Genomic DNA, 20,399 nt, shown 5'->3' on the forward strand with positions numbered 1-20,399 from the left:
CGAAAAAATTCGGGACTGTAAATATATTTTTGAGACTTGGAATTATGCTTTTAAATATCTAGAATAAGCGTAACCTTCTTCTCCGTCTTGGGTTTTAATTTTCCACCAATCACTAGAAGATTGTTCTACTAGAGTTACTACTTCACCTTTTGCAGCTTTTCCTAAAATTACTCCTTCTATAGAAGGTTCTTGCCTGATGTTCAAATTAGAATTTTCTGTATCTACAGTTAATGGAGTTCCTTTAGCTAAACCTGTAATTTCTATATCTATATTGATATCAGAAGCTGAATAAGAGGCATCTATCTCTCCATAAGCATCCCAAACTTTATTTTTTGCAGCGCTTGTAGAAGTATTTCCAGAAATGTAAAGAATGCCATCTTGCTCCACTACCTTTAAACCATTAATTTCAGCCGACTGCGCAGCCGAAACTACCTTTGAGTATTTATCTTGTAATGACATGGTAATTATTTTTTAACGTTATAATCATAATTTACTTTTCCTACTTTCAGGGCATCTACAGACATTTTAATTTTTCTTGCCTGTTCTGCTGTAACTTCTCCAGTTAAAGTAATTTCGCCATTCACCACGTCCATTTTTACTGATGGAAAATCTTTAATAGCATCTGCTACTTTTTGTTGGGTTTCTTGGTCAATCGCAGTAATCGTCTCCATTACAGGATCAGCAGCTTCTACACTTGCCATATCCATTACATCTCTTACTCCTTTAATATTTTTAATCTCAGCAATGGCAGCATCTTTATCTCCTTGAGAAGCAAAAGTTCCGCTTAAATGTGCCACTCCATCTTTTACCTCAACGGAAGTTTCAGGATACGCAGAGATAGCTGTAGTAGATTGTGTAGTCAGTTCTGCATCTGAAACAGATTTTTGACATGAGATGGCTGCAAAAGAAACCACAAAAGCTAAAGCAGTGATTTTAATCGTTTTTTTCATAATGAGAGGATTTTAATGATTATTGTTTCCAAATGTAAAGATAAAAACTAGGTCTGCTTTATATAATTTTTATAAAGTTTTATTAAATTTTTAAAAATTCAAATGAGATTCCAACAAAAAAGCACCAGAATTCTGATGCTTTTTAAATTTATTTTGAATAAATCAATTTTTTTATTTTTGGTTTAAATGATAGTAAGCTAACATTTTATAGTACAACTTAGCTGCTAAAAACGCAGTAGGTTTCCCGTAAGGAGAATCCATTAACTCTACAATATCAAAATTCTATTAACCAATTATTTATACCCTAAAAGATGCAATACATCTTCTGGTTTTTGCTCTTCGCTGAAAACTTCGTATTGTAATTTTCCGTTTTTAGCTTTTTGGATGAGAATATGTTTCGGCTGAGGCAATAAACAGTGATGAACTCCACCAAAACCAGCAATACTCTCTTGATAAGCTCCTGTGTTAAAGAAACCGATGTATAATGGTTTCGTATCGCTGAACACTGGCAAATAAATCGCATTGGCATGTTGTTCAGAATTGTAATAATCATCTGAATCACAAGTTAATCCGCCCAAGAAAACTCTTTCGTAAGAATCTTCCCAACGATTCAGCGGAAACATGATAAAACGCTTAGAAATCGCCCAAGAATCTGGAAGTGTAGTCATGAAAGAAGAGTCTATCATATTCCATTTTTCTCTGTCGTTTTGGCGTTTTTGAGAAATGATTTTGTATAAATTCCCAGCACTTTCACCTACGGTAAAACTACCAAATTCAGTGTAAATGTTTGGTTCTTCTACCCCTTCTTCTTCACAGAATTTTTTGATTTGATACACGATTTCATTTGCCATGTATTCATAATCATAATCAAACTGAAGAGAATTTTTAATTGGGAAACCACCACCAATATTTAGTGAATCTACTTCTGGAGCAATTTTTTTCAATCTTGCATATACTCTCAAACATTTGAAAAGTTCATTCCAATAGTACGCAGTATCTTTAATTCCGGTATTGATGAAAAAGTGAAGCATTTTCAGCCTTGCATTCGGGTGTTCTGCAATTTTTTGGCTGTAATAAGGGATAATATCTTTGTACCCAATTCCTAATCTGCTGGTATAAAATTCGAATTTCGGTTCTTCTTCCGAAGCAATTCTAATCCCAATATCAAAGGTAGTATCTATACTTTCGGTCAGTTTATCTAATTCTCTGTAATTATCTAAAACAGGAATCACATTTTCAAAACCATTATTGATTAAATCTGAAATTTTAGCCAAATAATCATCGGTTTTGAAACCATTACAAACCACTTCTATCGTCTTGTCAATTTTCCCTGTTTCGAATAGATTTTTAACAATATTCATGTCAAAAGCAGAAGACGTTTCGATAGAAATATCATTCTTTAGCGCTTCTTCTAATACGAAAGAAAAGTGCGAAGATTTGGTACAGTAACAGTATCTGTAAGAATTTTTATATCCATTCTTTTTGATGGCATCTTTAAACCACGTTTTTGCACGCTGAATGTTTTGCGAAATCTTGGGTAAATAACTGAACTTCAAAGGAGTTCCGAATTTTTCTACCAAGTCCATCAAAGGAATATCATGAAAGTACAACTGTTGATCCTCATACTTAAATTCCTCTTGCGGAAAGTAAAGTGTTTGGTCAATAAGTTCAGCATATTTTATCTTCATTTATTGCAAAAATTTAAGACTACAAAAATGCGAAAAAAGATTGGATTTTTTTAGTTAAAAATTCACAAATTTAGTTTCCGATAAAAATCAATACATCGCCGTTTTCATACGTGATTTCTACGGTGTTTTCTCGGGCAAAATTTCGGGTTCCTACTCTTTTGGTTAAACTCAATTCTTCGTTAAAGAGCTCCCAATTAAGACCTTTAGTCGAAATTTTTTCTACAAAAGGAAATGGCAAAAGCGAAATCATCTTTCCTTTTACCTCGTGAATTTTAAAATTTTCGGGGATGAAAAAGTATCTGGAAAACTCGTCAAAAAAAGTGATTTCCATTTCATTTTTAAAGAGAAAAGCTACGTGAAGATTTCCTAAAAAGTGGTCTTGTTCACCACCGCTTCCTCCGTAAACGTCTACTTTTTTTACTCCATTTTTTTTGAGAATATCTAAAGCTTTTTGAAAATCTGTAAAATCTTGATCTGGAGTATGAATGAATTTTTCGTGGTAAATATTTTCGTCGCTGCCTTCATGAGAATCAAAATCTCCTGAAATAAAATCTAGTTTATCCAGAGGGAAATTTTTATCTTTTAAATAATGAAAAGCCCCATCGCTACAAGCAATCACATCATAAGCTTCTGTTTCGGGAAGGTTTTCTGGTGGATTTCCGTTGATGAAAAGGAGTGCGTTCATATTTTCTCGCTGATTTGGCAAATTAAGCAGATCATAAAAAGCAAAATAAAAATCTGCTTAATCTGCGGGATTATCTTTCTGAAGGATTCCAGTATTCTTCTTTTTCTCCAGAAATTTTAGAGATATATCTTGCCAAAATAAAAAGATAATCAGACAATCTATTGAGATATTTGATGAGTTCTGGTCTTACTTCTTCGGTTTCATTGAGATGAACCATAGCGCGTTCTGCTCTTCTGCAAACCGTTCTACAAACATGAACAGATGCAGCAGCTTTGCCACCGCTTGGTAAAATAAAGAATTGTAAAGGCTGTAAAGATGCATCTAAATCATCCATCCAATATTCTAATTCTAATATTTCCTTTTCGGAAATCATTAAATCTAAACGATTTTTACCATTGGCTAAAATCAGTTTATCTGTTGGCGTAGCTGCTTCTGAACCTACGGTAAATAAATCAAACTGAATTTTCTGCAGTTGATTCAAAACTTTTTCATCAGAAATTTCGGCTTTTGCCAAACCAATGAACGCATTAAGTTCGTCTAAAGTTCCGTAAGACTCTACTCTTGCAGCAGCTTTAGAAACTCTGGTTCCTCCGTACAAAGAGGTTTCGCCTTTATCGCCAGTTTTGGTGTAGATTTTCATAAAATAGCAGGATGTTGGATGTTAGATGATGGATGTTTAGAATTTTTCAAATCTAAAATTCTCACCCAAATAAGCTTGTCTTACTTGTGGATCATTGGCTAAATCTTCTGGTAAACCTTCTTTCAAGATGTTTCCTTCGAACATGATGTAGGTTTTATTGGTAATCGCCAAAGTTTGTTGAACATTGTGGTCGGTAATTAAAACACCGATGTCTTTTTTCACCAAACTTCTGATGATTTTCTGAATATCTTCTACCGCAATTGGGTCTACTCCTGCAAAAGGTTCATCTAAAAGAATAAAATCTGGGTCTGTAGCAAGACAACGCGCGATTTCGGTTCTACGTCTTTCACCTCCTGAAAGCAAGTCTCCACGGTTTTTACGAACATGCTCTAGAGAAAATTCTTCAATCAGTTCATTGGTTCTGCGGATTTGTTCTTCTTTAGATTTATTGGTGAGTTGTAAAACTCCCAAAATATTATCTTCTACTGACAGCTTTCTAAAAACAGAAGCTTCCTGAGCCAAATAACCAATTCCTTTTTGCGCACGTTTATACATGGCATCATTGGTAATATCTTTCCCATCTAGCGTAATTTTGCCAGAAGTAGGTTTTACCAATCCCACAATCATATAGAAAGTAGTGGTTTTTCCCGCACCATTTGGTCCAAGTAAACCTACAATTTCTCCTTTTTTTACTTCTACGGAAACGCCTTTTACTACTTTTTTGGGTCCGTATTCTTTAATTAAATTTTCGCCACGTAAAATCATAGAGACAAAGATATGAAAAAAGTCAGAAGTATGAAGTTGGAAGTCGGAAGTCTTAAAATTGCAAATCTTAAGTTAAAAAAATGGAAGTTTTCAAATTACGAAACCCTTTCTGCGTTTTATGCACATACAAAAAACGCAGAAAGGGTTGGTTATATTTTTTCTGTAAGTTATTTTTAGAAAAATAGGTTCTAAAAATTCCTGAACTTGCGCCCCAGATTGAGCGGTATGTTTGAGCTCTTTTTTCTGCGGCGGCTTCGCCGCCGCAGAAAAAAAGCGAGTAGCGAAAGCTGGAATTTGGCGCCCTAATTATTTAATAAAATGGCAGCTTCTTTGGCAGCATAGGTGAAGATCATATCTGCACCAGCTCTTTTAATACAAGTAAGGCTTTCTATAATGGCTTTATCATTATCTAACCAACCGTTTTGAGCAGCCGCTTTCAGCATTGCGTATTCTCCGCTTACATTATAAACTGCGATTGGCAAATCTATTTCCTGACGAACTTTTGCTACAATATCTAAATACGGAAGACCCGGTTTTATCATAATAATGTCTGCACCTTCTTCGATGTCTTTGTACACTTCATTTAAGGCTTCTCTAGAATTATGAAAATCCATTTGGTAGGTCTTTTTATCTTTTGGAATTTCCTGAAAATCTTTAGGAGCAGAATCTAATGCACTTCTGAAAGGTCCGTAGAATGAACTTGCATATTTTGCAGCGTAGCTCAAAATTCCTACGCTGGTATGACCTGTTTCTTCTAAAGCTTGACGAATTGCAGCAACTCTACCATCCATCATATCACTTGGCGCTACAACATCTGCACCTGCTTCTGCGTGAGAAACAGACATTCTTGCCAAAGCATCATTAGTCGCATCATTGTCTACCTGTCCGTTGGTAATAATTCCGTCGTGACCATAAATTGAATAAGGGTCTAACGCAACATCTGGCATTACAATCATTTCTGGAATAGCATTTTTAATTTCTCTGATGGTTCTTTGCATCAAACCATGTGGATTCCAAGCTTCAGTTCCGAGATTGTCTTTTAAATTTTCTGGAACTTTCATGTAGATATTCACCGCTTTTACACCCAGTGAAAAAAGTTCTTTACATTCTTTCACCGTTAAATCTACTGTTCTGCGGAAAATTCCTGGCATTGATGGAATAGCTTCCTGTGCGTTTTCGCCTTCCATTACGAACATTGGCATTACAAAATCATTGGTAGTGAGTACTGTTTCTCTCACAAGACTTCTGATGCTTTCGTTAGTACGTAATCTTCTATTTCTTGAAAAAATTATCATTTTTGGAACAAAGTTTGTTTTATACTCTGCAAATTTAGTTATTTATAACTATTGTGTATATCAATTCGTTTAAATAAATTTGTATATTCTTTGAGATAAGAATGAATTAAGTAAAATGAAAAGAACTTTATATTTTATATTATTTTCGGTAGGTTTATTAATGTTTTCGGGCGAAGCAAAAGCTCAACAAACATTAAGAGAACCGCTTTCTGATTCTCAAAAATCTGATGATGGAGTTTTAGTCGCTTATCCTAATCCTACAAGAGATTTTATCATTGTAAAAGCTAAAAACCCAATGCTAAAGGTAAAATCTGTAACTTTTTACTCTATTATCGGGACTCAAGTTTCAGAAACCATGGTAAACATGAACACCGCCGAAATTAGATTAGACAAACTGAAACCTGGCAAATATTTAATGAAATACACTTTGTCAGACAATACCCAAAAGGTAACGCAAGTGGTAAAACAGCAATAATTTTTTAACCATAAAAAAACAAAAACCATCGAAATTCGATGGTTTTTTATTTTTGGAAATTTCTAAAGATTAGTAACCTGCAGAAACTTCTTCGTTTTTAATTAATGCTTTTGCAGAAGATGTTCCTATTCTCTTTACACCTAGGTTAATCATATATTCTGCTTCTTCTGGTGTTCTAACACCACCTGCAGCTTTTACAGGAAGTGAACCTGCGTTTTCTAGCATGATTTTAATTCCTTCTACAGTTGCTCCATTTGGTTTTCCGCCTTCAGTTTGATAGAAACCTGTAGATGATTTCACAAATATTCTGTGTAAATCTTCAGCTTTGAAGTTTTCTTCCGCCCAAGTTGAGATTTTTTTGGTAATATCTGCAATTTGCTCATCTGTAAGTGCTGCGATTTCTATAATCCATTTTGCGATTTTACCGTTATCTAAGCAAAGTTTTGTACAATCTAAAAATTCTGATTTCACAGCATCTACTTCACCATTTTTGTACGCTTCATAATTGATTACGAAATCTAATTCATCTACTCCGTCTTCGATTGCTTTTTGAGCTTCAGCTAATTTATGTTCTTTAGAATAAGTTCCTTCGTGGAAACCGATTACAGTACCGATTACTACATTAGAATTTTGTTCTGTAAGGAATTGCTTCATTTTTTTAACATAATCAGGTCTTATCATTACTGCAAAAATGTCATTTTCGATGGCTTCTTTGGCAAGATTAATTACCGTTTCTAGCGTTTGTTCTTCGGTAAGACCAGATTGAGCTGGAGTTTTTAGATAAGTAGAATCTAAATAAGTGTTGATTTTCATAATGTTACACTTTTAATTGTCTGTTAATACTTTGCTCCAAAGATATGAAAGTTTCTGTTCTTGTGACGCCTTTTAGCTTCTGTATTTTGCTTAAAATTTGCATGAGATGATCATTATCAATACAAAGTACTTTAAGGAAAACCGTCCAGTTTCCTGTAGTATAATGAGCTTCTACGATTTCATTAATTTCGTTCAGAGATTTAATCAGTTCTTGGAAATGACTTGGTTGATCCATGTAAACGCCGATGTAAGAAACTACTTTGTAACCTATTTTTCTTGGATTGAGAAAAGATACAGAATTTTCTATTACGCCTGCGGTTTCTAGTTTTTTTATTCTCTGATGTACAGCAGTGGTAGAAATACCAATGTTTTTAGAAATTTGAGCCAAAGATGTTTTGGCATTGTCCATGAGCATATAGATTATTTTTTTATCTATTGCATCTAGCTTGTAACCTACTTCTGTAACGCTTTTCATTTTTAATTTAATTGTCTTTTGTTTCTAAAATTGTATAAACGGGATAATGATCACTATACCCACCAAGATATCTGGTTCCTGCAAAAGTTCTAAAAGGTCTTCCTTTAAACTTTTTGTCCCAATTACTTAATTTTTCTGAATTAAAGACTACAGCACTTTTAAATGCTAATGAAGAAATAGGCAAAAAGAAATGATTAGAAAATAGAATCTGATCGAACAACAGTCCCTGGTTGTAGTGAAACGTAGAATAGATTTTATTATTGTACAATTCTATGTATGGATTCACTAAGATTTTATCAACTCCATTGTCATATAATAAATTATTTAGATTTTCTTCAATCGGGTCATCGTTAAAATCTCCACAAATTATTACGGGTTCTTCTTTTTCTAATAATGTGAGAACTCTTTCTTTAATTGAATGAAGAATGTAATCTCTTTTGGGTTTGTTTACATCTTTTTCTCTTTTTGAAGGAAGATGCGCCACAAAAACATTGAGCAATTCATCATTGTATTTCAATTTACAAAAAAGAACATCTCTGGTTGTATCATAATACTCATCTTGCTCTTCATTCACTCCCTCGAAAATAAAAGAAATGGCTTCAGAATCTACTAATTCTATTTTTCTCTTATCATACAGAAGCGCTGTATCTACGCCTCTTTCATCTAAAGAATTATAATGAACAAAATCATAATTTTGAAGGGGTTCTTGTTGAATTAAGTCTTGTAAAACCTCTTCATTATTCACTTCACATAAACCTACAATCATCGGAAGCACCTCTTCTTTTTCTTCGATAAGCCTAAAAACATTGGCAATTTTTCGAAGTTTATTCTGATACTTTCTTTCGTCCCAATTCCTTAATCCAGAAATGGTAGGATCTAAAAAATGTGTTGGTTTAGGGTCTGGAGAAAACAAGTTTTCTACATTATAGAACATGACAAGTTCTTTTTTCAAAAAATTCTCCATAGCCTTGCCTCAATTTTTCGGATTGTAAATTTAGTAAAAATAATTTATTATGATTAGAAATCTTTTAATAAATCTGGTCTTTTCTGCTGGGTAATTTCTATTGCTTTCTGATGTCTCCATTCTTCAATTTTACCAAAATTACCGCTCAAAAGGACTTCTGGAACTCTCATTCCTTTGTAAACCTCTGGTTTGGTATAAATAGGCGGAGAAAGCAAATCATCTTGAAAACTATCCGTCAAAGCAGATTGTTCATCATTTAAAACGCCTGGCAAAAGACGAATAATTGCATCAGCAACTACACAAGCTGCCAATTCGCCACCAGTGAGCACAAAATCACCAATCGAAATTTCTCTGGTAATGTGTAAATCTCTAATTCTTTGGTCTATTCCTTTGTAATGACCACAAAGCAGAATTAAATTTTTCTTCAGCGAGTAAGAATTCGCTATTTTTTGGTTAAAAGTTTCTCCATCTGGAGTTAAGTAAATAATATCATCATATTCTCTCTCAGATTTTAACTGAGAAATACATAAATCTAATGGTTCACACATCATCACCATTCCAGCGCCACCACCATAAACTGTATCATCTATTTGACGATGTTTGTTAAATGCAAAATCACGAACATTATGAAAATGAACTTCTGCCAAACCTTTCTCCATTGCTCTTTTCAGGATGGAAGTTTTGAAAGGACTTTCTAATAAATCAGGAACTGCACTTATAATATCTATTCTCATTGTTCGGTTTTATTTTTTTTATTCGGGATGATGATTAAGCGAAGCGAAGAATCTCTATTAATGTAACTCCACATCCAATTGAAGAAAATGGCGAGTTTATTTCTTACACTTAAAATCAACATTAAATGAAGAAACATCCAAAAATACCACGCAAAAATCCCTTGAAATTTAAATTTCGGCAAATCTACTACCGCTCTATGTTTCCCAATGGTTGCCATGCTTCCTTTGTCATCATATTCGTAAGGTTGCCACTCATTTTCTGATTTTTTCAAGAAATTTTTAGCCAAATTTTTTCCTTGATTAATCGCTACATTCGCTACTTGAGGATGACCATTTGGATATTTCGGGGTTTCCATATACGCAATATCTCCTATCGCATAAATATCATCAAATCCAACTATTTTATTATATCGGTCTACTACGTACCTATTGTTTTTAATGGAATTTTCGGTTAATCCTTCAATAATATTCCCAGTAACACCTGCTGCCCAAATCACATTATTGCTCGGAATGATATTCCCAGAACTTAGATAAACTCTATCACCATCATAATCCGTAACTCTATCATTTGAGATAAATCTCACGCCCAAATCTTTCAAATATTTTTCTGATTTTTCTTGAGATTCTTCGCTCATTACCGCCAAAGGTTTTTCGGTAGAACTCACCAGAATAATTTCTAAATCATCAAAATTCATTCTAGGATAATCTCTCGGCAAGATTTCTCTTTTCATTTCGGCAAAAGCACCCGCCAATTCCACACCAGTTGGTCCAGAACCTACGATTACGATATTCCAATTACCATCATCACTTCTGCTTTTTTCAATAATTAATTTTTCGAAAGTAAGCAAAACATGGTTTCTTATAGAAATCGCTTCCTGAGTATTTTTCATCCCAAAAGCCAGATTTTCCATTTTTTGATTTCCAAAGAAATTCGTTTTACAGCCAGTTGCAATCACCAATTTATCATAGTGAAAAACATGGTCTTCTGTAATAATTTTATTTTCTGAAGGAATAATCTGTTTCACTTCCGTCATTCTAAACTGAATATTTTTAGAACGCTGAAAAATCTTTCTAAAAGGAAACGAAATATTAGAAGGCTCAATTCTTCCACAAGCTACTTGATAAAATAACGGTTGAAACATATGATGATTCGCCTTATCAATCATCACCAATTTCTTGGTACGATTGCCATTAAGTTTTTTAGCGAATTGCAATCCTGCAAAACCACCACCGATGACGATTATTTTATCTCTAATTTCCATAAGATTCTGGCAAAATTACTGAATTTATTTTCTAAAAATTTTACTTTTGCAAAACTTATGTCAAAAACCAATCCAAAAGCTACCAAAAGAAAAAAAATCCATAAAACCAGACGAAAAAATTATCTTTTTCGCAGATATATTTTGTTGGCTATTTTAGGATTAACCTTGCTCGGAACTGGGCTTTACCTCAGAGACAAAGTCGCGTTTTATTACGCCATGTATTTTGAGAAATTTGTACATAAAAATTTAAAAAATTCGGAAGAAGAAACCGCCAGAATCAATAAAATCGTCACGGAATATAATGACAAAATTTTCGGTTTCGATATTTCTCATTATCAGCACAAACGAGACATAAAATGGGACAGCCTCACTATCGCTAATGGTTCTATTCCATTGGAATTTGTGATTATGAGAGCTTCTATGGGAAATCGAAAAAAAGATAAACATTTTGATGATTTTTGGGAATTAGCCAAAGAAAATAATCTTACAAGAGGTGCTTATCATTTTTATCGTGCAGACGAAGACCCGATTTTACAAGCCAATAATTTCTTAGAAAGTGTAAATCTAGAAAGCGGAGATTTACGACCTGTTTTAGACATCGAAAGAATTCCCAGAAGAAAATCTAAGGAAAAATTGATAGAAGACCTGAAGGTTTGGTGCAAAATCATAGAAGAAAAATACGGTGAAAAACCCATTATTTACACCTATTACCATTATTATAAAGATTATTTGCGTGGCGAGTTTGACAATTATCCACTTTGGTTAGCCAACTACAATGATGTTTTAGTTCCTTCGGAAGAAGACTCGTGGAAAATGTGGCAATTCACGGAAAAAGGCATCGTAAAAGGAATTAATGTAAAAGTTGACCTTAATATTTACAACGGAAACTCATGGAGTTTCAGCGAATTAAAACTTGATTAAAGAAAAATAAAATGATATTAGAACAATTAAAAAATACACCAGAAGAATTGGTTTTCAGCAACGTAATTGCTTATATAGATGAACATTACGAATTCACACCTACTAAATTCACTAACGGAAATACGGTAAACGAAGCCAATCAAAATAATGGCTCTTGCAAAGTTTTCAGTTTTGCCAAAATAAACCAACTTTCTCCAGAAGAGACGCTTTTATTATTTAGCGAGTTTTACAGAGAAGACGTTTTGAAAAATCCAGAAGGAACAGACCACCAAAATATTAGAAATTTTATGAAATTTGGTTGGGATGGAATTTCTTTCGAAGGAGAAGCTTTGAAGAAAAAATAAATCTTTCCACAATAAAATTTATTCCCATTTCATTTTTTGTACTTTCGCAATCTCAATCTTTGAATTAACCTGAACCTATAATGAACTACGTTTCCGCAGAAAATCTAACCAAATCTTACGGCATTAAAACGCTTTTTAAGAATATTTCTTTCCATATCAATGAAGGAGACAAAATTGCGATTGTCGCCAAAAACGGCACTGGAAAATCTACGCTTTTGAAAATCCTTTTAGGTAAAGAAATTGCAGATTCTGGCGAAGTAGTGATTAATAAAGATGTTCAGGTAGTTTTGTTCGACCAAGAAATAGAGTTTGACTCACAACTTACTGTGGAAGAATTCATGATGACACTAGATTCTAAGCCTATTCAAGCGCTTAAAAACTATCATCAGTCGCTTCATTCTACTGACCAAAAATTCATAGAAAAAGCTTTGGCAGAAATGGAAATTCACAAAGCTTGGGATTTGGAAACCGAAATGAAACAAATTCTTTCGCAGCTAAAAATCACCAATTTAGAGGCGAAAATGGGAACGCTTTCTGGAGGACAAATCAAAAGAGTTGCCCTTGCAAAACTCCTTACCGAAACCAGAGCAGAACACAGACACGTCTTGCTGATTATGGATGAACCTACCAATCACCTAGACGTAGAAATGGTAGAATGGTTAGAAAATTATCTTTCTAAAGCCATGATTACGTTACTTTTGGTAACACACGACCGTTATTTTCTAGATTCTGTTTGTGACACCGTTTGGGAAATGGAGGACCAAAATCTGTATGTTCATAACGGAAGTTATGCGACTTATCTGGAAAACAAAATGATTCGTGAAGATAATCTGAACGCTACAATTGACAAAGCCAATAATCTTTACCGAAAAGAATTAGAATGGATGCGCCGTCAACCAAAAGCGAGAACTACCAAATCAAAGTCTAGAATTGATGCATTCTACGACACCGAAAAGGTTGCGAAAACCAATACCAAAAAGCAATCTTTGGAATTGGATTTTGAGATGAAAAGATTGGGGAAAAAGATTCTGGAACTCAAAAATATCAATAAAAGTTATGGCGATTTGGTTTTGCTCAAAGATTTTTCATATTCATTTCAGCGAGGTGAAAAAGTAGGAATTGTAGGAAAAAATGGAGCAGGAAAATCTACACTTCTCAATATTATTCAAGGTTTAGAGCCCAAAGATTCTGGCGATATAGAAACGGGAGAAACTATCAAGTTTGGTTATTTTTCTCAAAAAGGTTTGCAATATAATGAGGAAGAAAGAGTCATAGACTTCATCAAAAATATTTCTGAAAATTTCCCTTTAGCAAACGGAAGAACCATTTCTGCATCGCAGTTTTTAAGAATTTTCTTATTTGACGACCAAACGCAATATTCACCAATTTCTAAACTTTCTGGCGGAGAAAAACGCAGATTACACTTAATGTATGTGTTGTATCAAAATCCTAACTTCTTGATTTTTGATGAACCTACCAATGATTTAGACTTGCCAACATTGACAGTTTTGGAAAACTTTTTACAGAATTTCGCAGGTTGTCTCATTATCGTTTCTCACGACCGTTATTTTATGGATAGAATTGTAGACCATGTTTTGGCGTTTGAAGGTGATGGAAAAATCAAAGATTTTGTAGGGAATTTTTCGGAATATAGAGAATGGAAAAAGACTGAAATCGGAAGTCCAAAGCCTGACACTTCGACTCCGCTCAGTGTGACAAACCAACAACCAACAACCAACAACCAGCAACCAAAAAAGAAACTCTCTTTCAAAGAACAGCGCGAACTCGAAACTATAGAAAAAGAAATGCCCGAATTAGAAAAAAAACGTGCTGAAATTCTAGAAAAACTCAATAATGAAGCTGATTATGAGAAAATCGCAACACTTTCTGCTGAGTTGGAAAAAGTTTCCGAAAAACTAGAAGAATACGAGATGCGTTGGCTAGAATTACAGGAAATTTTAAATTAATTTTTCTTCTTCAAAAAGAAATTCCAAAGCAATCTGATTTCGTGAAATTCAAAATCTTTTGGCAAGACTTTTAACCAATCTTTCAATTCTTCTTGAGGATTTTCATCAAAAATTTTCTTGAATGTTTCTATTTTTTCGATAGGATAAATTCTTTTCATATCTTCAAAATCCAGAACTCCCTGTTCTGCAATTTTTGCCATGTGTGAAAAAATAGTAGATACTAGAACTCCCTTTGACAAAGCGATTTCGTTAAGCGTTTTTCCTTGTTCAAATAATTGATAAGATAAAACATGAGAAGGAACTTTGGCAATTTTCACCGAAATTTTTTCATCATTTTTTTCGTCAAAAAGAGGTTTTTCTAACAATTGAACCTGCTTTAAATCGTTTAAATAATCTTCTAAATCATCCAGAAAAACTCGCGTGTCTTCATTGTATTGTTTCATTCCTTTTACGCCTTTTGTTTCGGCATAAAATTCTCTAAATGGTTTAAAAATCTCTTCATTTACCTTGGTAAAAAAGAAATTTACCGCTCCAGATGATTTGGTTTCTATTTCTTCCCAATTTTCTTGCGACTGGATAAACTTTCTAGTTTTTGGCCAAATAAATTTTTCAAATTTCAGATAAATATCTGTGAGATTTTCCACCGATTTTTTGATGAGAAAATATAAATTTTGAGTTTTTTCTTTGTCAACAAATTTGCTTTCTTTAGAAGCCTTATTCCAAGTTTCCAAAGATTCTTTAGCCCAAGAAATATCTAAATAACGAAGCACTTTTCTGATGCTGTAATCGTATTTTTCGGCATGCAAAATTTCTTCTAATCGATCATTTGCATGAGTAGCATCTTGAAATTCTGCCACTCTTCTGTCACTGAAAATCACATCGCTAGAAATTTTAGATTTCAAAACAATTCCTTCTAAAGTTCTACAACGCGAAAGTGCCACGTAAACCTGACCAGAAGCGAAAGATTTCCCAGCATCTACAATTAATCGGTCAAAAGTAAGTCCTTGAGATTTATGAATCGTTACCGCCCAAGCTAAACGAATGGGATACTGCTCGAAACTTCCTAACACTTCTTCTTCGATGTTTTTTTCTGCATCGAGAGAGTATTTTTTCTGTTCCCAGTTTTCTTTTTTCAGTTTATAATCTTCGTCATCTCCATCTATTCTTACCCAAATTTCATCAGCAGACAAGTCTACCACTTCTGCTAATTTTCCGTTGAAATATTTTTTTTCTTGAGAAGCATCATTTCTAATGAACATGACTTGCGCACCTACTTTCAGCTCTAAAACTTCTTCATTCGGAAATTGAGATTCTTTAAAATCACCAACAATTTTAGCTTTAAATTGATACGTTTTACCTCCTAATTCACTGAGCTTTTTCGTGTTAATATCATCTGCAATTCTATTGTGAGAAGTAAGATAAACATAGGCTTCCTCTTTTGGTTCAAAATCTGGAATGTATCTTTCGTGAAGTTTTTCGTAATGTTCTCGAGAAAGATTTCCGTCTCTGATTTCATTTAAAATTTCTAGAAAATCTTCATCTTTTTGTCTGAAAACTTCGGTCAGTTCTACCGTGAGAAGATTGGTGTTTTTTAAAACAAAAGCATCGAAAAAAAATGGAGAAGCATAAAATTGCTTCATGATATATTCATTTTCGTCTCTTACAACAGGCGGAAGTTGGTACAAATCACCTATGAAAAGCATCTGAACACCTCCGAATTTTTCTTGATTTCTTCGAATATGGCGTAGCGAAAAATCCATCATATCCAACACATCAGCTCTTAGCATAGAAACCTCATCTACAATGATGACTTCTACTTCTCTGAGCAATTTTAGTTTATCTTTTCTGTACTTAAAATGCTGCATTAGATCTGGAATATTCATTGCCAGATTTTCATTAATTCGCTCTAAAGTTGGGATAAAAGTTCTGAGCGGAAACCCGAACATAGAATGAATAGTAACGCCTCCAGCATTGATAGCAGCAATTCCAGTTGGCGCTACTACAATGTGTTTTTTACGAGTTTTTTTAACGAAATTATTCAGAAAAGTGGTTTTACCGGTTCCTGCTTTTCCTGTGAGGAAAATGTTTCGTGAAGTGTTTTCTACAAGGTCAAAAAGTTGGTTATTCATTCTAGGTTCAAAAATAGTGAAAAAAAATCAAGATGTGATGATTTGAGAGTTTAGCATTCTGAAGATTTTAAATCTAATTTTTTTTAAAATTATTGATGTAAAAAATGGAGAAAGATTTAACGATATACAAAAACTATCAAGTTAATAGATGATATAAATCATAAAAAAGTTATTGACCAAGAAATTAACTTTGCACCAGAATTTTTAAGAAAAATCTTATGAAATCGCCATGATTAGAAAACACCAATGCTAATCATGATTAAGCGATTGCATATGACCTCTAAAAAAACAATAAATATCTACATATGAAAAAGATATGGATTTTTTTGACGCTCTTTTTTGCGTTTGCCACATATTCTTCTTGGATTTATACAGGCGCAACAGACTACGGAACCGTAATGACCATCCGACAACAATTGGGTAAAAAAATATATCAAGAGTACAATTGTCAATCTTGCCATCAGATTTTTGGTTTAGGAGGTTATTTAGGTCCAGAACTTACTACTGCTATTTCAGATAAAACTCGTGGAGAAGCCTACGTAAAAGCTTTTATAGAAAATGGTGGCGGAACCAGAATGCCTAATTTTAATTTTAGTAAAGAACAAACAGAAGCATTGGTAGATTATTTAAAATATGTAGACGAAAACGCTTTTTCTTATAAAAACACTACACCAAATGAAACTGAAAAATAACATCATCGGAAGTTGGTTCATTATCATTGCCATTTTTTCGCTTTTTTTAGGGCTTGTTTTTGGAGTTTTAGGAGGATTGCAACATCTTTATCCTAATTTATTGAAAGATACTTTGTCTTTCCAAAAAATGAGACCGCTTCATACTTATCTTTCTATTAACTGGATTTTCACAGCAGCTACAGGAATTATTTATTATTATTTACCAGAAGTTTCGGGTAGAAAAATTTATTCTGAAAAACTGGCGAAATTACAAATCGCTTTACAAATTTTAATACTAGTTTTGGTAACGGTTTTCTTTGTACTAGGAAAATTCGGAGGAAGAGAATATTTAGAATTCCCGCCATATATCGTGATTTTGATTGTGAGTTCTTGGTTGATTTTCATGTATAATTTCTTCATGACGGTAAAACCCAATTACAAGACCGTTCCTGTTTACATTTGGAGTTGGAGCACAGGTTTAATTTTCTTTTTGATTACTACAATAGAAGCTCAACTTTGGCAATTATCATTTTTTAATAACAATATCATTCGAGATGTAACCATTCAATGGAAAGCGATGGGTTCTATGGTAGGTTCTTGGAACATGCTGGTGTATGGAACTGCTATGTTTGCAATGGAAAAAATCTCTGGAGACCAAAAAATCAATCAATCTAAAATTGCATTTTTCTTTTATTTTCTTGGCTTAACGAATCTTATGTTCAACTGGGGACATCACACTTACATTGTTCCTGCTTCGCCAACGGTGAAACTGATTGCTTACAGCATTAGTATGACAGAATTGCTTATTTTGGCTAACATTATTTACTCTTTTAGAAAAACTTATCTAAAAGCGAACCACCAAAATCACAAACTTTCGTTTAAGATTCTTACTTATGCAGAAATCTGGATTTTGCTCAACTTAGTTCTTTCTATTTCTATATCTATCCCTGCTATAAATTTCTATACGCACGGAACACATATTACAGTGGCGCATGCAATGGGTTCTACAATTGGCATCAATACTTTACTGTTATTAGCTTCAATCACTTTAATTGTAGATGATGTGGCGCCGCATTTTTTAAATTGGAAAAGATACAATTGGAGTCTTTTAGTCTTCAATTTATCATTGGTTATATTTTGGGTTTGTTTAGTCGGAATGGGACTACAAAAAATTTCTGAAAAATTGCAAAACAAGAGTTTTTATGACATGATTAACGCCTTGAGCATTTATTTCAAAATTTTCACCAGTTCCGGCGCTGTACTTCTTTTGGCACTGATAGCGCTACTCTATCCTTTGTTCAAATTTAGTTGGCACTCTGTGACAAAGAAAATACAGTAAAAAAAGCCTGATTCTCCACGAGTCAGGCTTTTGATTTATTGTTCTGAATTTAAATATTTTTCTTGAAAAATAGAATATCGGTGTAAATCTAAAAATTGACCATTTTTAAGAACTTCTTGCTTCAAAATCCCCTCAAATTCGAAACCGTTTTTCTGCAAAACTTTTCCCGAAGCAGGATTGTGCGGAAAATGAGAAGCATAAATTTTATTAAGATGTAATTCTTCGAAGCCAAATTCCACAATTTTTTGCAATGCTTCAGAAACATAGCCTTTGTTCCAAAAAGATTTCCCGAGCCAATATCCAATTTCTGCTTTTCGATTTGCAAAATCTAGATGAAGGCCAATCGCACCAATTAATTTTAAATTTTCTTTTTCACGAATAGCAAAAATGTAAGCATCTTTTTTCGCAAAACCGTCTTCAGCCATTTTTAGCCAAAAATGAGCATGCTTTTCTTCATAAGGATAAGGAAAAGTAATCGTATTTTCTGAAATTTCAGAAGTAGAATTGGCATGAAAAATAATATCCTCCAAATCTGAAATCGTAGGCAAAGAAAGTACTAATCTGGCAGTGGAAAACGTTGGGAAATTTTGCATTTTAGTTCCGAGTTCCGATATTTTTAATATTTTAACAAATTGTAGCATGATGAAGATTCTCTATTTTTCTACCATTCTCCAACTCTACCACTCTATTTCTCCTCTTTATACCAAGAAGAATATTTCACGTAATTATTTGCGATTCTATCTATTTCACCAGAAATCAGTTCTTGCGAAACGTCTTTAATTTTTTTGGCGGGAACTCCTCCCCATAATTCACCTGCTCTAATGTGAGTTCCTTGTGTAACTACCGAACCAGCCGCCACAATAGAATTGCTTTCTATCACACAATTGTCCATTACTACAGAACTCATCCCAATCAATACATTATCATGAATCGTGCAACCGTGTACACAAGCATTATGCCCAATAGAAACATTATTGCCAATCACTAAAGGAAATTTTTCATACGTACAATGCAGCATCACATTATCTTGCACATTTACTTTGTTTCCTAATTTTATATAGTGTACATCTCCTCTGATAACCGCATTATACCAAATACTACAATCTTTTCCCATTTCTACATCGCCAATAATGACTGCTGTTTCTGCTAAAAAAGTATTTTCCCCGATTTTGGGAGTTTTTCCTAAAAGTTCTCTTACTAAAGCCATATTTTAATTGAAAATTAAAAGTCGAAAATTGAAAGTGTTTTTAAAAAATTCTAAAAATAGAGAAAATCTAACATCTGATTCTTAAAACCTAAAACCTAATCCCTATTTTTGTACTCTCAAATTTAAGTAAAAAATGCATACAATTATTATAGAACCTACTGCAAACCCAAATGTAATGAAGTTTGTAGCTGATTATACCCTGATTCCAGGTTCATTAGAACTTGATAGAACTTCTGATATTTCTGAAATTCCATTAGCTCAAGAACTTTTCAATTATCCTTTTGTTTCTAAGGTTTTTATCTCTGCTAATTTTGTAGCAGTTGCTAAAGAAGACCACGTAGAATGGGAGCACATCGCAGAAAGTCTTAAAAACGTCATCGAAGACGAGCTTCTAGCAAATCCTAGAATTTATAGACAAAAACCTCAACAGAGATATGAAATTTTTGCAGAAATGACTCCGAATCCTGCCGTAATGAAATTCGGTGGAAACAGATTATTATTAGACGGTTTCGTTGAAGTAAAATCTAAAGAAGAAGCAGACGAAGTTCCTTTAGCAAAAGTGCTTTATGATGAATTTAAATTTGTAAAAGAAGTTTTTGTTTCAGAAAATTTTGTGGCAGTAACCAAAGATGATTCTGTACAATGGCATGAAGTGATGACTGTAGTGAGAAATGTAATTGCCGAGTTTTTACAAAATGGCCACAAAATCACCAATAAAGAACCTCAGAAACACGAAAGTCCTGTAGAAAAAATTATCAATAGAGAGTATACAGATGTTGAGCAAAAAATTTCTGATATTTTAACTGAATACGTTTCACCAGCTGTAGAAAACGATGGTGGGAAAATCTCACTTTTAGAATATGATACAGAAAACAAAACCGCAAAAATGCTTTTACAAGGTGCTTGCAGCGGTTGCCCAAGTTCTACTGCTACGTTAAAAGGAGGAATAGAACAAGTGCTTAAAAATTTCTTGCCAGATTTAGTAGAAAAAGTAGAAGCTGTAAACGGATAATTAGTTTTTAGTGGATAGTTGTCAGTTGATAGTATTTACACTGATAACTTTCGATAATATAAA

22 protein-coding genes and 1 pseudogene are annotated in these 20,399 nt (G+C 33.5%); 7 read left to right on the forward strand and 16 right to left on the reverse strand.

Features of this window, described 5'->3' with window-relative positions:
• Window positions 1–42: 42 nt before the first annotated feature.
• The 8 genes and pseudogenes from ACT53I_RS08085 to hemB all read right to left on the reverse strand — a co-directional run bounded on the left by ACT53I_RS08085 (window position 43) and on the right by hemB (window position 6,023).
• Window positions 43–459 (reverse strand): SH3 domain-containing protein, encoded by a 417-nt coding sequence (locus ACT53I_RS08085; protein WP_476079265.1) that lies wholly within the window; start codon window positions 457–459, stop codon window positions 43–45.
• Between the two features lie 5 nt (window positions 460–464).
• Window positions 465–950, reverse strand: a complete 486-nt coding sequence (locus ACT53I_RS08090) for a BON domain-containing protein (protein WP_476079266.1) — start codon at window positions 948–950, stop codon at window positions 465–467.
• Window positions 951–1,121: 171 nt separating this feature from the next.
• Window positions 1,122–1,229, reverse strand: a pseudogene (locus tag ACT53I_RS08095) (agmatinase); the annotation flags it as partial.
• A gap of 14 nt (window positions 1,230–1,243) precedes the next feature.
• A complete protein-coding gene (locus tag ACT53I_RS08100) occupies window positions 1,244–2,638 on the reverse strand; it encodes a type III PLP-dependent enzyme domain-containing protein (RefSeq protein WP_371461917.1) in 1,395 nt (464 codons plus the stop codon).
• A 70-nt stretch (window positions 2,639–2,708) separates the two neighbouring features.
• Complete coding sequence (locus ACT53I_RS08105; RefSeq protein WP_476079267.1) at window positions 2,709–3,323, reverse strand: thiamine diphosphokinase; 615 nt, start codon at window positions 3,321–3,323, stop codon at window positions 2,709–2,711.
• 70 nt (window positions 3,324–3,393) lie between these two features.
• On the reverse strand, window positions 3,394–3,963 hold the full coding sequence (locus ACT53I_RS08110) for a cob(I)yrinic acid a,c-diamide adenosyltransferase (protein WP_476079268.1): 570 nt from the start codon (window positions 3,961–3,963) through the stop codon (window positions 3,394–3,396).
• Window positions 3,964–3,999: 36 nt separating this feature from the next.
• Window positions 4,000–4,728, reverse strand: coding sequence for an LPS export ABC transporter ATP-binding protein (lptB, locus tag ACT53I_RS08115; RefSeq protein ID WP_213196680.1), 729 nt, complete (start codon window positions 4,726–4,728; stop codon window positions 4,000–4,002).
• A 302-nt stretch (window positions 4,729–5,030) separates the two neighbouring features.
• Window positions 5,031–6,023: a porphobilinogen synthase gene (gene hemB / locus ACT53I_RS08120; RefSeq protein WP_476079269.1), complete on the reverse strand. Its 993-nt coding sequence runs from the start codon at window positions 6,021–6,023 to the stop codon at window positions 5,031–5,033.
• A gap of 115 nt (window positions 6,024–6,138) precedes the next feature.
• Here hemB and ACT53I_RS08125 point away from each other — a divergent pair, with 115 nt between their 5' ends.
• On the forward strand, window positions 6,139–6,498 hold the full coding sequence (locus ACT53I_RS08125; protein WP_104794345.1) for a T9SS type A sorting domain-containing protein: 360 nt from the start codon (window positions 6,139–6,141) through the stop codon (window positions 6,496–6,498).
• A gap of 69 nt (window positions 6,499–6,567) precedes the next feature.
• Here ACT53I_RS08125 and deoC read toward each other — a convergent pair whose 3' ends face one another.
• The 5 genes from deoC to ACT53I_RS08150 are packed head-to-tail and all read right to left on the reverse strand — an operon-like array spanning window position 6,568 to window position 10,746.
• A complete protein-coding gene (gene deoC / locus ACT53I_RS08130) occupies window positions 6,568–7,311 on the reverse strand; it encodes a deoxyribose-phosphate aldolase (RefSeq protein WP_476079270.1) in 744 nt (247 codons plus the stop codon).
• 4 nt (window positions 7,312–7,315) lie between these two features.
• A complete protein-coding gene (locus ACT53I_RS08135; RefSeq protein WP_069799474.1) occupies window positions 7,316–7,786 on the reverse strand; it encodes an Lrp/AsnC family transcriptional regulator in 471 nt (156 codons plus the stop codon).
• Window positions 7,787–7,793: 7 nt separating this feature from the next.
• The gene (locus ACT53I_RS08140) at window positions 7,794–8,750 is read right to left on the reverse strand and encodes an endonuclease/exonuclease/phosphatase family protein (RefSeq protein WP_104794347.1); all 957 of its coding nucleotides are present in this window, start codon (window positions 8,748–8,750) and stop codon (window positions 7,794–7,796) included.
• A gap of 53 nt (window positions 8,751–8,803) precedes the next feature.
• Window positions 8,804–9,484: a tRNA (guanosine(37)-N1)-methyltransferase TrmD gene (trmD, locus tag ACT53I_RS08145; RefSeq protein WP_424307336.1), complete on the reverse strand. Its 681-nt coding sequence runs from the start codon at window positions 9,482–9,484 to the stop codon at window positions 8,804–8,806.
• Window positions 9,481–10,746, reverse strand: coding sequence for an NAD(P)/FAD-dependent oxidoreductase (locus ACT53I_RS08150; protein ID WP_476079271.1), 1,266 nt, complete (start codon window positions 10,744–10,746; stop codon window positions 9,481–9,483). The genes trmD and ACT53I_RS08150 overlap by 4 nt, the downstream gene beginning before the upstream one ends.
• Window positions 10,747–10,803: 57 nt before the next feature.
• On the opposite strand from ACT53I_RS08150, the gene ACT53I_RS08155 reads away from it, so the two are divergent.
• From ACT53I_RS08155 to ACT53I_RS08165, 3 genes are all read left to right on the forward strand, one after another.
• Window positions 10,804–11,667: a GH25 family lysozyme gene (locus tag ACT53I_RS08155; protein ID WP_476079272.1), complete on the forward strand. Its 864-nt coding sequence runs from the start codon at window positions 10,804–10,806 to the stop codon at window positions 11,665–11,667.
• 11 nt (window positions 11,668–11,678) lie between these two features.
• On the forward strand, window positions 11,679–12,011 hold the full coding sequence (locus ACT53I_RS08160) for a HopJ type III effector protein (protein ID WP_476079273.1): 333 nt from the start codon (window positions 11,679–11,681) through the stop codon (window positions 12,009–12,011).
• 80 nt (window positions 12,012–12,091) lie between these two features.
• The gene (locus tag ACT53I_RS08165; protein ID WP_476079274.1) at window positions 12,092–13,978 is read left to right on the forward strand and encodes an ABC-F family ATP-binding cassette domain-containing protein; all 1,887 of its coding nucleotides are present in this window, start codon (window positions 12,092–12,094) and stop codon (window positions 13,976–13,978) included.
• Here the strand turns inward: ACT53I_RS08165 and ACT53I_RS08170 are convergent.
• The gene (locus ACT53I_RS08170; RefSeq protein WP_476079275.1) at window positions 13,975–16,107 is read right to left on the reverse strand and encodes a helix-turn-helix domain-containing protein; all 2,133 of its coding nucleotides are present in this window, start codon (window positions 16,105–16,107) and stop codon (window positions 13,975–13,977) included. The two genes, ACT53I_RS08165 and ACT53I_RS08170, sit on opposite strands and share 4 nt — an antisense overlap.
• Before the next feature lie 305 nt (window positions 16,108–16,412).
• Here ACT53I_RS08170 and ACT53I_RS08175 point away from each other — a divergent pair, with 305 nt between their 5' ends.
• The gene (locus ACT53I_RS08175) at window positions 16,413–16,799 is read left to right on the forward strand and encodes a c-type cytochrome (RefSeq protein WP_476079276.1); all 387 of its coding nucleotides are present in this window, start codon (window positions 16,413–16,415) and stop codon (window positions 16,797–16,799) included.
• Window positions 16,783–18,117, forward strand: coding sequence for a cbb3-type cytochrome c oxidase subunit I (locus ACT53I_RS08180; RefSeq protein WP_461375251.1), 1,335 nt, complete (start codon window positions 16,783–16,785; stop codon window positions 18,115–18,117). Before ACT53I_RS08175 ends, ACT53I_RS08180 begins: the two co-directional genes overlap by 17 nt.
• A 35-nt stretch (window positions 18,118–18,152) precedes the next feature.
• Here ACT53I_RS08180 and ACT53I_RS08185 read toward each other — a convergent pair whose 3' ends face one another.
• Both ACT53I_RS08185 and ACT53I_RS08190 read right to left on the reverse strand, forming a co-directional pair.
• A complete protein-coding gene (locus ACT53I_RS08185) occupies window positions 18,153–18,710 on the reverse strand; it encodes a GNAT family N-acetyltransferase (protein WP_476079277.1) in 558 nt (185 codons plus the stop codon).
• 92 nt (window positions 18,711–18,802) lie between these two features.
• Window positions 18,803–19,324 carry a gamma carbonic anhydrase family protein gene (locus ACT53I_RS08190; protein ID WP_213189773.1) on the reverse strand — a complete coding sequence of 174 codons (522 nt, stop codon included), beginning with the start codon at window positions 19,322–19,324 and terminating at the stop codon, window positions 18,803–18,805.
• A 133-nt stretch (window positions 19,325–19,457) separates the two neighbouring features.
• Between ACT53I_RS08190 and ACT53I_RS08195 the strand changes: the two genes are divergently transcribed.
• Complete coding sequence (locus ACT53I_RS08195; protein WP_476079278.1) at window positions 19,458–20,336, forward strand: NifU family protein; 879 nt, start codon at window positions 19,458–19,460, stop codon at window positions 20,334–20,336.
• The last annotated feature ends 63 nt before the right edge of the window (window positions 20,337–20,399 follow it).

The organism is Cloacibacterium sp. DMC96 (genome assembly GCF_056313765.1).

Bases quoted from the DNA above. Each gene is read 5' to 3' on its own strand.
- lptB (WP_213196680.1), bottom strand. From the start codon at position 4,728: ATGATTTTACGTGGCGAAAATTTAATTAAAGAATACGGACCCAAAAAA.
- trmD (WP_424307336.1), bottom strand. From the start codon at position 9,484: ATGAGAATAGATATTATAAGTGCAGTTCCTGATTTATTAGAAAGTCCT.
- ACT53I_RS08140 (WP_104794347.1), bottom strand. From the start codon at position 8,750: ATGGAGAATTTTTTGAAAAAAGAACTTGTCATGTTCTATAATGTAGAA.
- ACT53I_RS08185 (WP_476079277.1), bottom strand. From the start codon at position 18,710: ATGCAAAATTTCCCAACGTTTTCCACTGCCAGATTAGTACTTTCTTTG.
- ACT53I_RS08085 (WP_476079265.1), bottom strand. From the start codon at position 459: ATGTCATTACAAGATAAATACTCAAAGGTAGTTTCGGCTGCGCAGTCG.
- ACT53I_RS08170 (WP_476079275.1), bottom strand. From the start codon at position 16,107: ATGAATAACCAACTTTTTGACCTTGTAGAAAACACTTCACGAAACATT.
- ACT53I_RS08190 (WP_213189773.1), bottom strand. From the start codon at position 19,324: ATGGCTTTAGTAAGAGAACTTTTAGGAAAAACTCCCAAAATCGGGGAA.
- deoC (WP_476079270.1), bottom strand. From the start codon at position 7,311: ATGAAAATCAACACTTATTTAGATTCTACTTATCTAAAAACTCCAGCT.
- ACT53I_RS08150 (WP_476079271.1), bottom strand. From the start codon at position 10,746: ATGGAAATTAGAGATAAAATAATCGTCATCGGTGGTGGTTTTGCAGGA.
- ACT53I_RS08125 (WP_104794345.1), top strand. From the start codon at position 6,139: ATGAAAAGAACTTTATATTTTATATTATTTTCGGTAGGTTTATTAATG.
- ACT53I_RS08195 (WP_476079278.1), top strand. From the start codon at position 19,458: ATGCATACAATTATTATAGAACCTACTGCAAACCCAAATGTAATGAAG.
- ACT53I_RS08160 (WP_476079273.1), top strand. From the start codon at position 11,679: ATGATATTAGAACAATTAAAAAATACACCAGAAGAATTGGTTTTCAGC.
- ACT53I_RS08155 (WP_476079272.1), top strand. From the start codon at position 10,804: ATGTCAAAAACCAATCCAAAAGCTACCAAAAGAAAAAAAATCCATAAA.
- ACT53I_RS08180 (WP_461375251.1), top strand. From the start codon at position 16,783: ATGAAACTGAAAAATAACATCATCGGAAGTTGGTTCATTATCATTGCC.
- ACT53I_RS08090 (WP_476079266.1), bottom strand. From the start codon at position 950: ATGAAAAAAACGATTAAAATCACTGCTTTAGCTTTTGTGGTTTCTTTT.
- ACT53I_RS08110 (WP_476079268.1), bottom strand. From the start codon at position 3,963: ATGAAAATCTACACCAAAACTGGCGATAAAGGCGAAACCTCTTTGTAC.
- ACT53I_RS08175 (WP_476079276.1), top strand. From the start codon at position 16,413: ATGAAAAAGATATGGATTTTTTTGACGCTCTTTTTTGCGTTTGCCACA.
- ACT53I_RS08100 (WP_371461917.1), bottom strand. From the start codon at position 2,638: ATGAAGATAAAATATGCTGAACTTATTGACCAAACACTTTACTTTCCG.
- ACT53I_RS08105 (WP_476079267.1), bottom strand. From the start codon at position 3,323: ATGAACGCACTCCTTTTCATCAACGGAAATCCACCAGAAAACCTTCCC.
- ACT53I_RS08135 (WP_069799474.1), bottom strand. From the start codon at position 7,786: ATGAAAAGCGTTACAGAAGTAGGTTACAAGCTAGATGCAATAGATAAA.
- ACT53I_RS08165 (WP_476079274.1), top strand. From the start codon at position 12,092: ATGAACTACGTTTCCGCAGAAAATCTAACCAAATCTTACGGCATTAAA.
- hemB (WP_476079269.1), bottom strand. From the start codon at position 6,023: ATGATAATTTTTTCAAGAAATAGAAGATTACGTACTAACGAAAGCATC.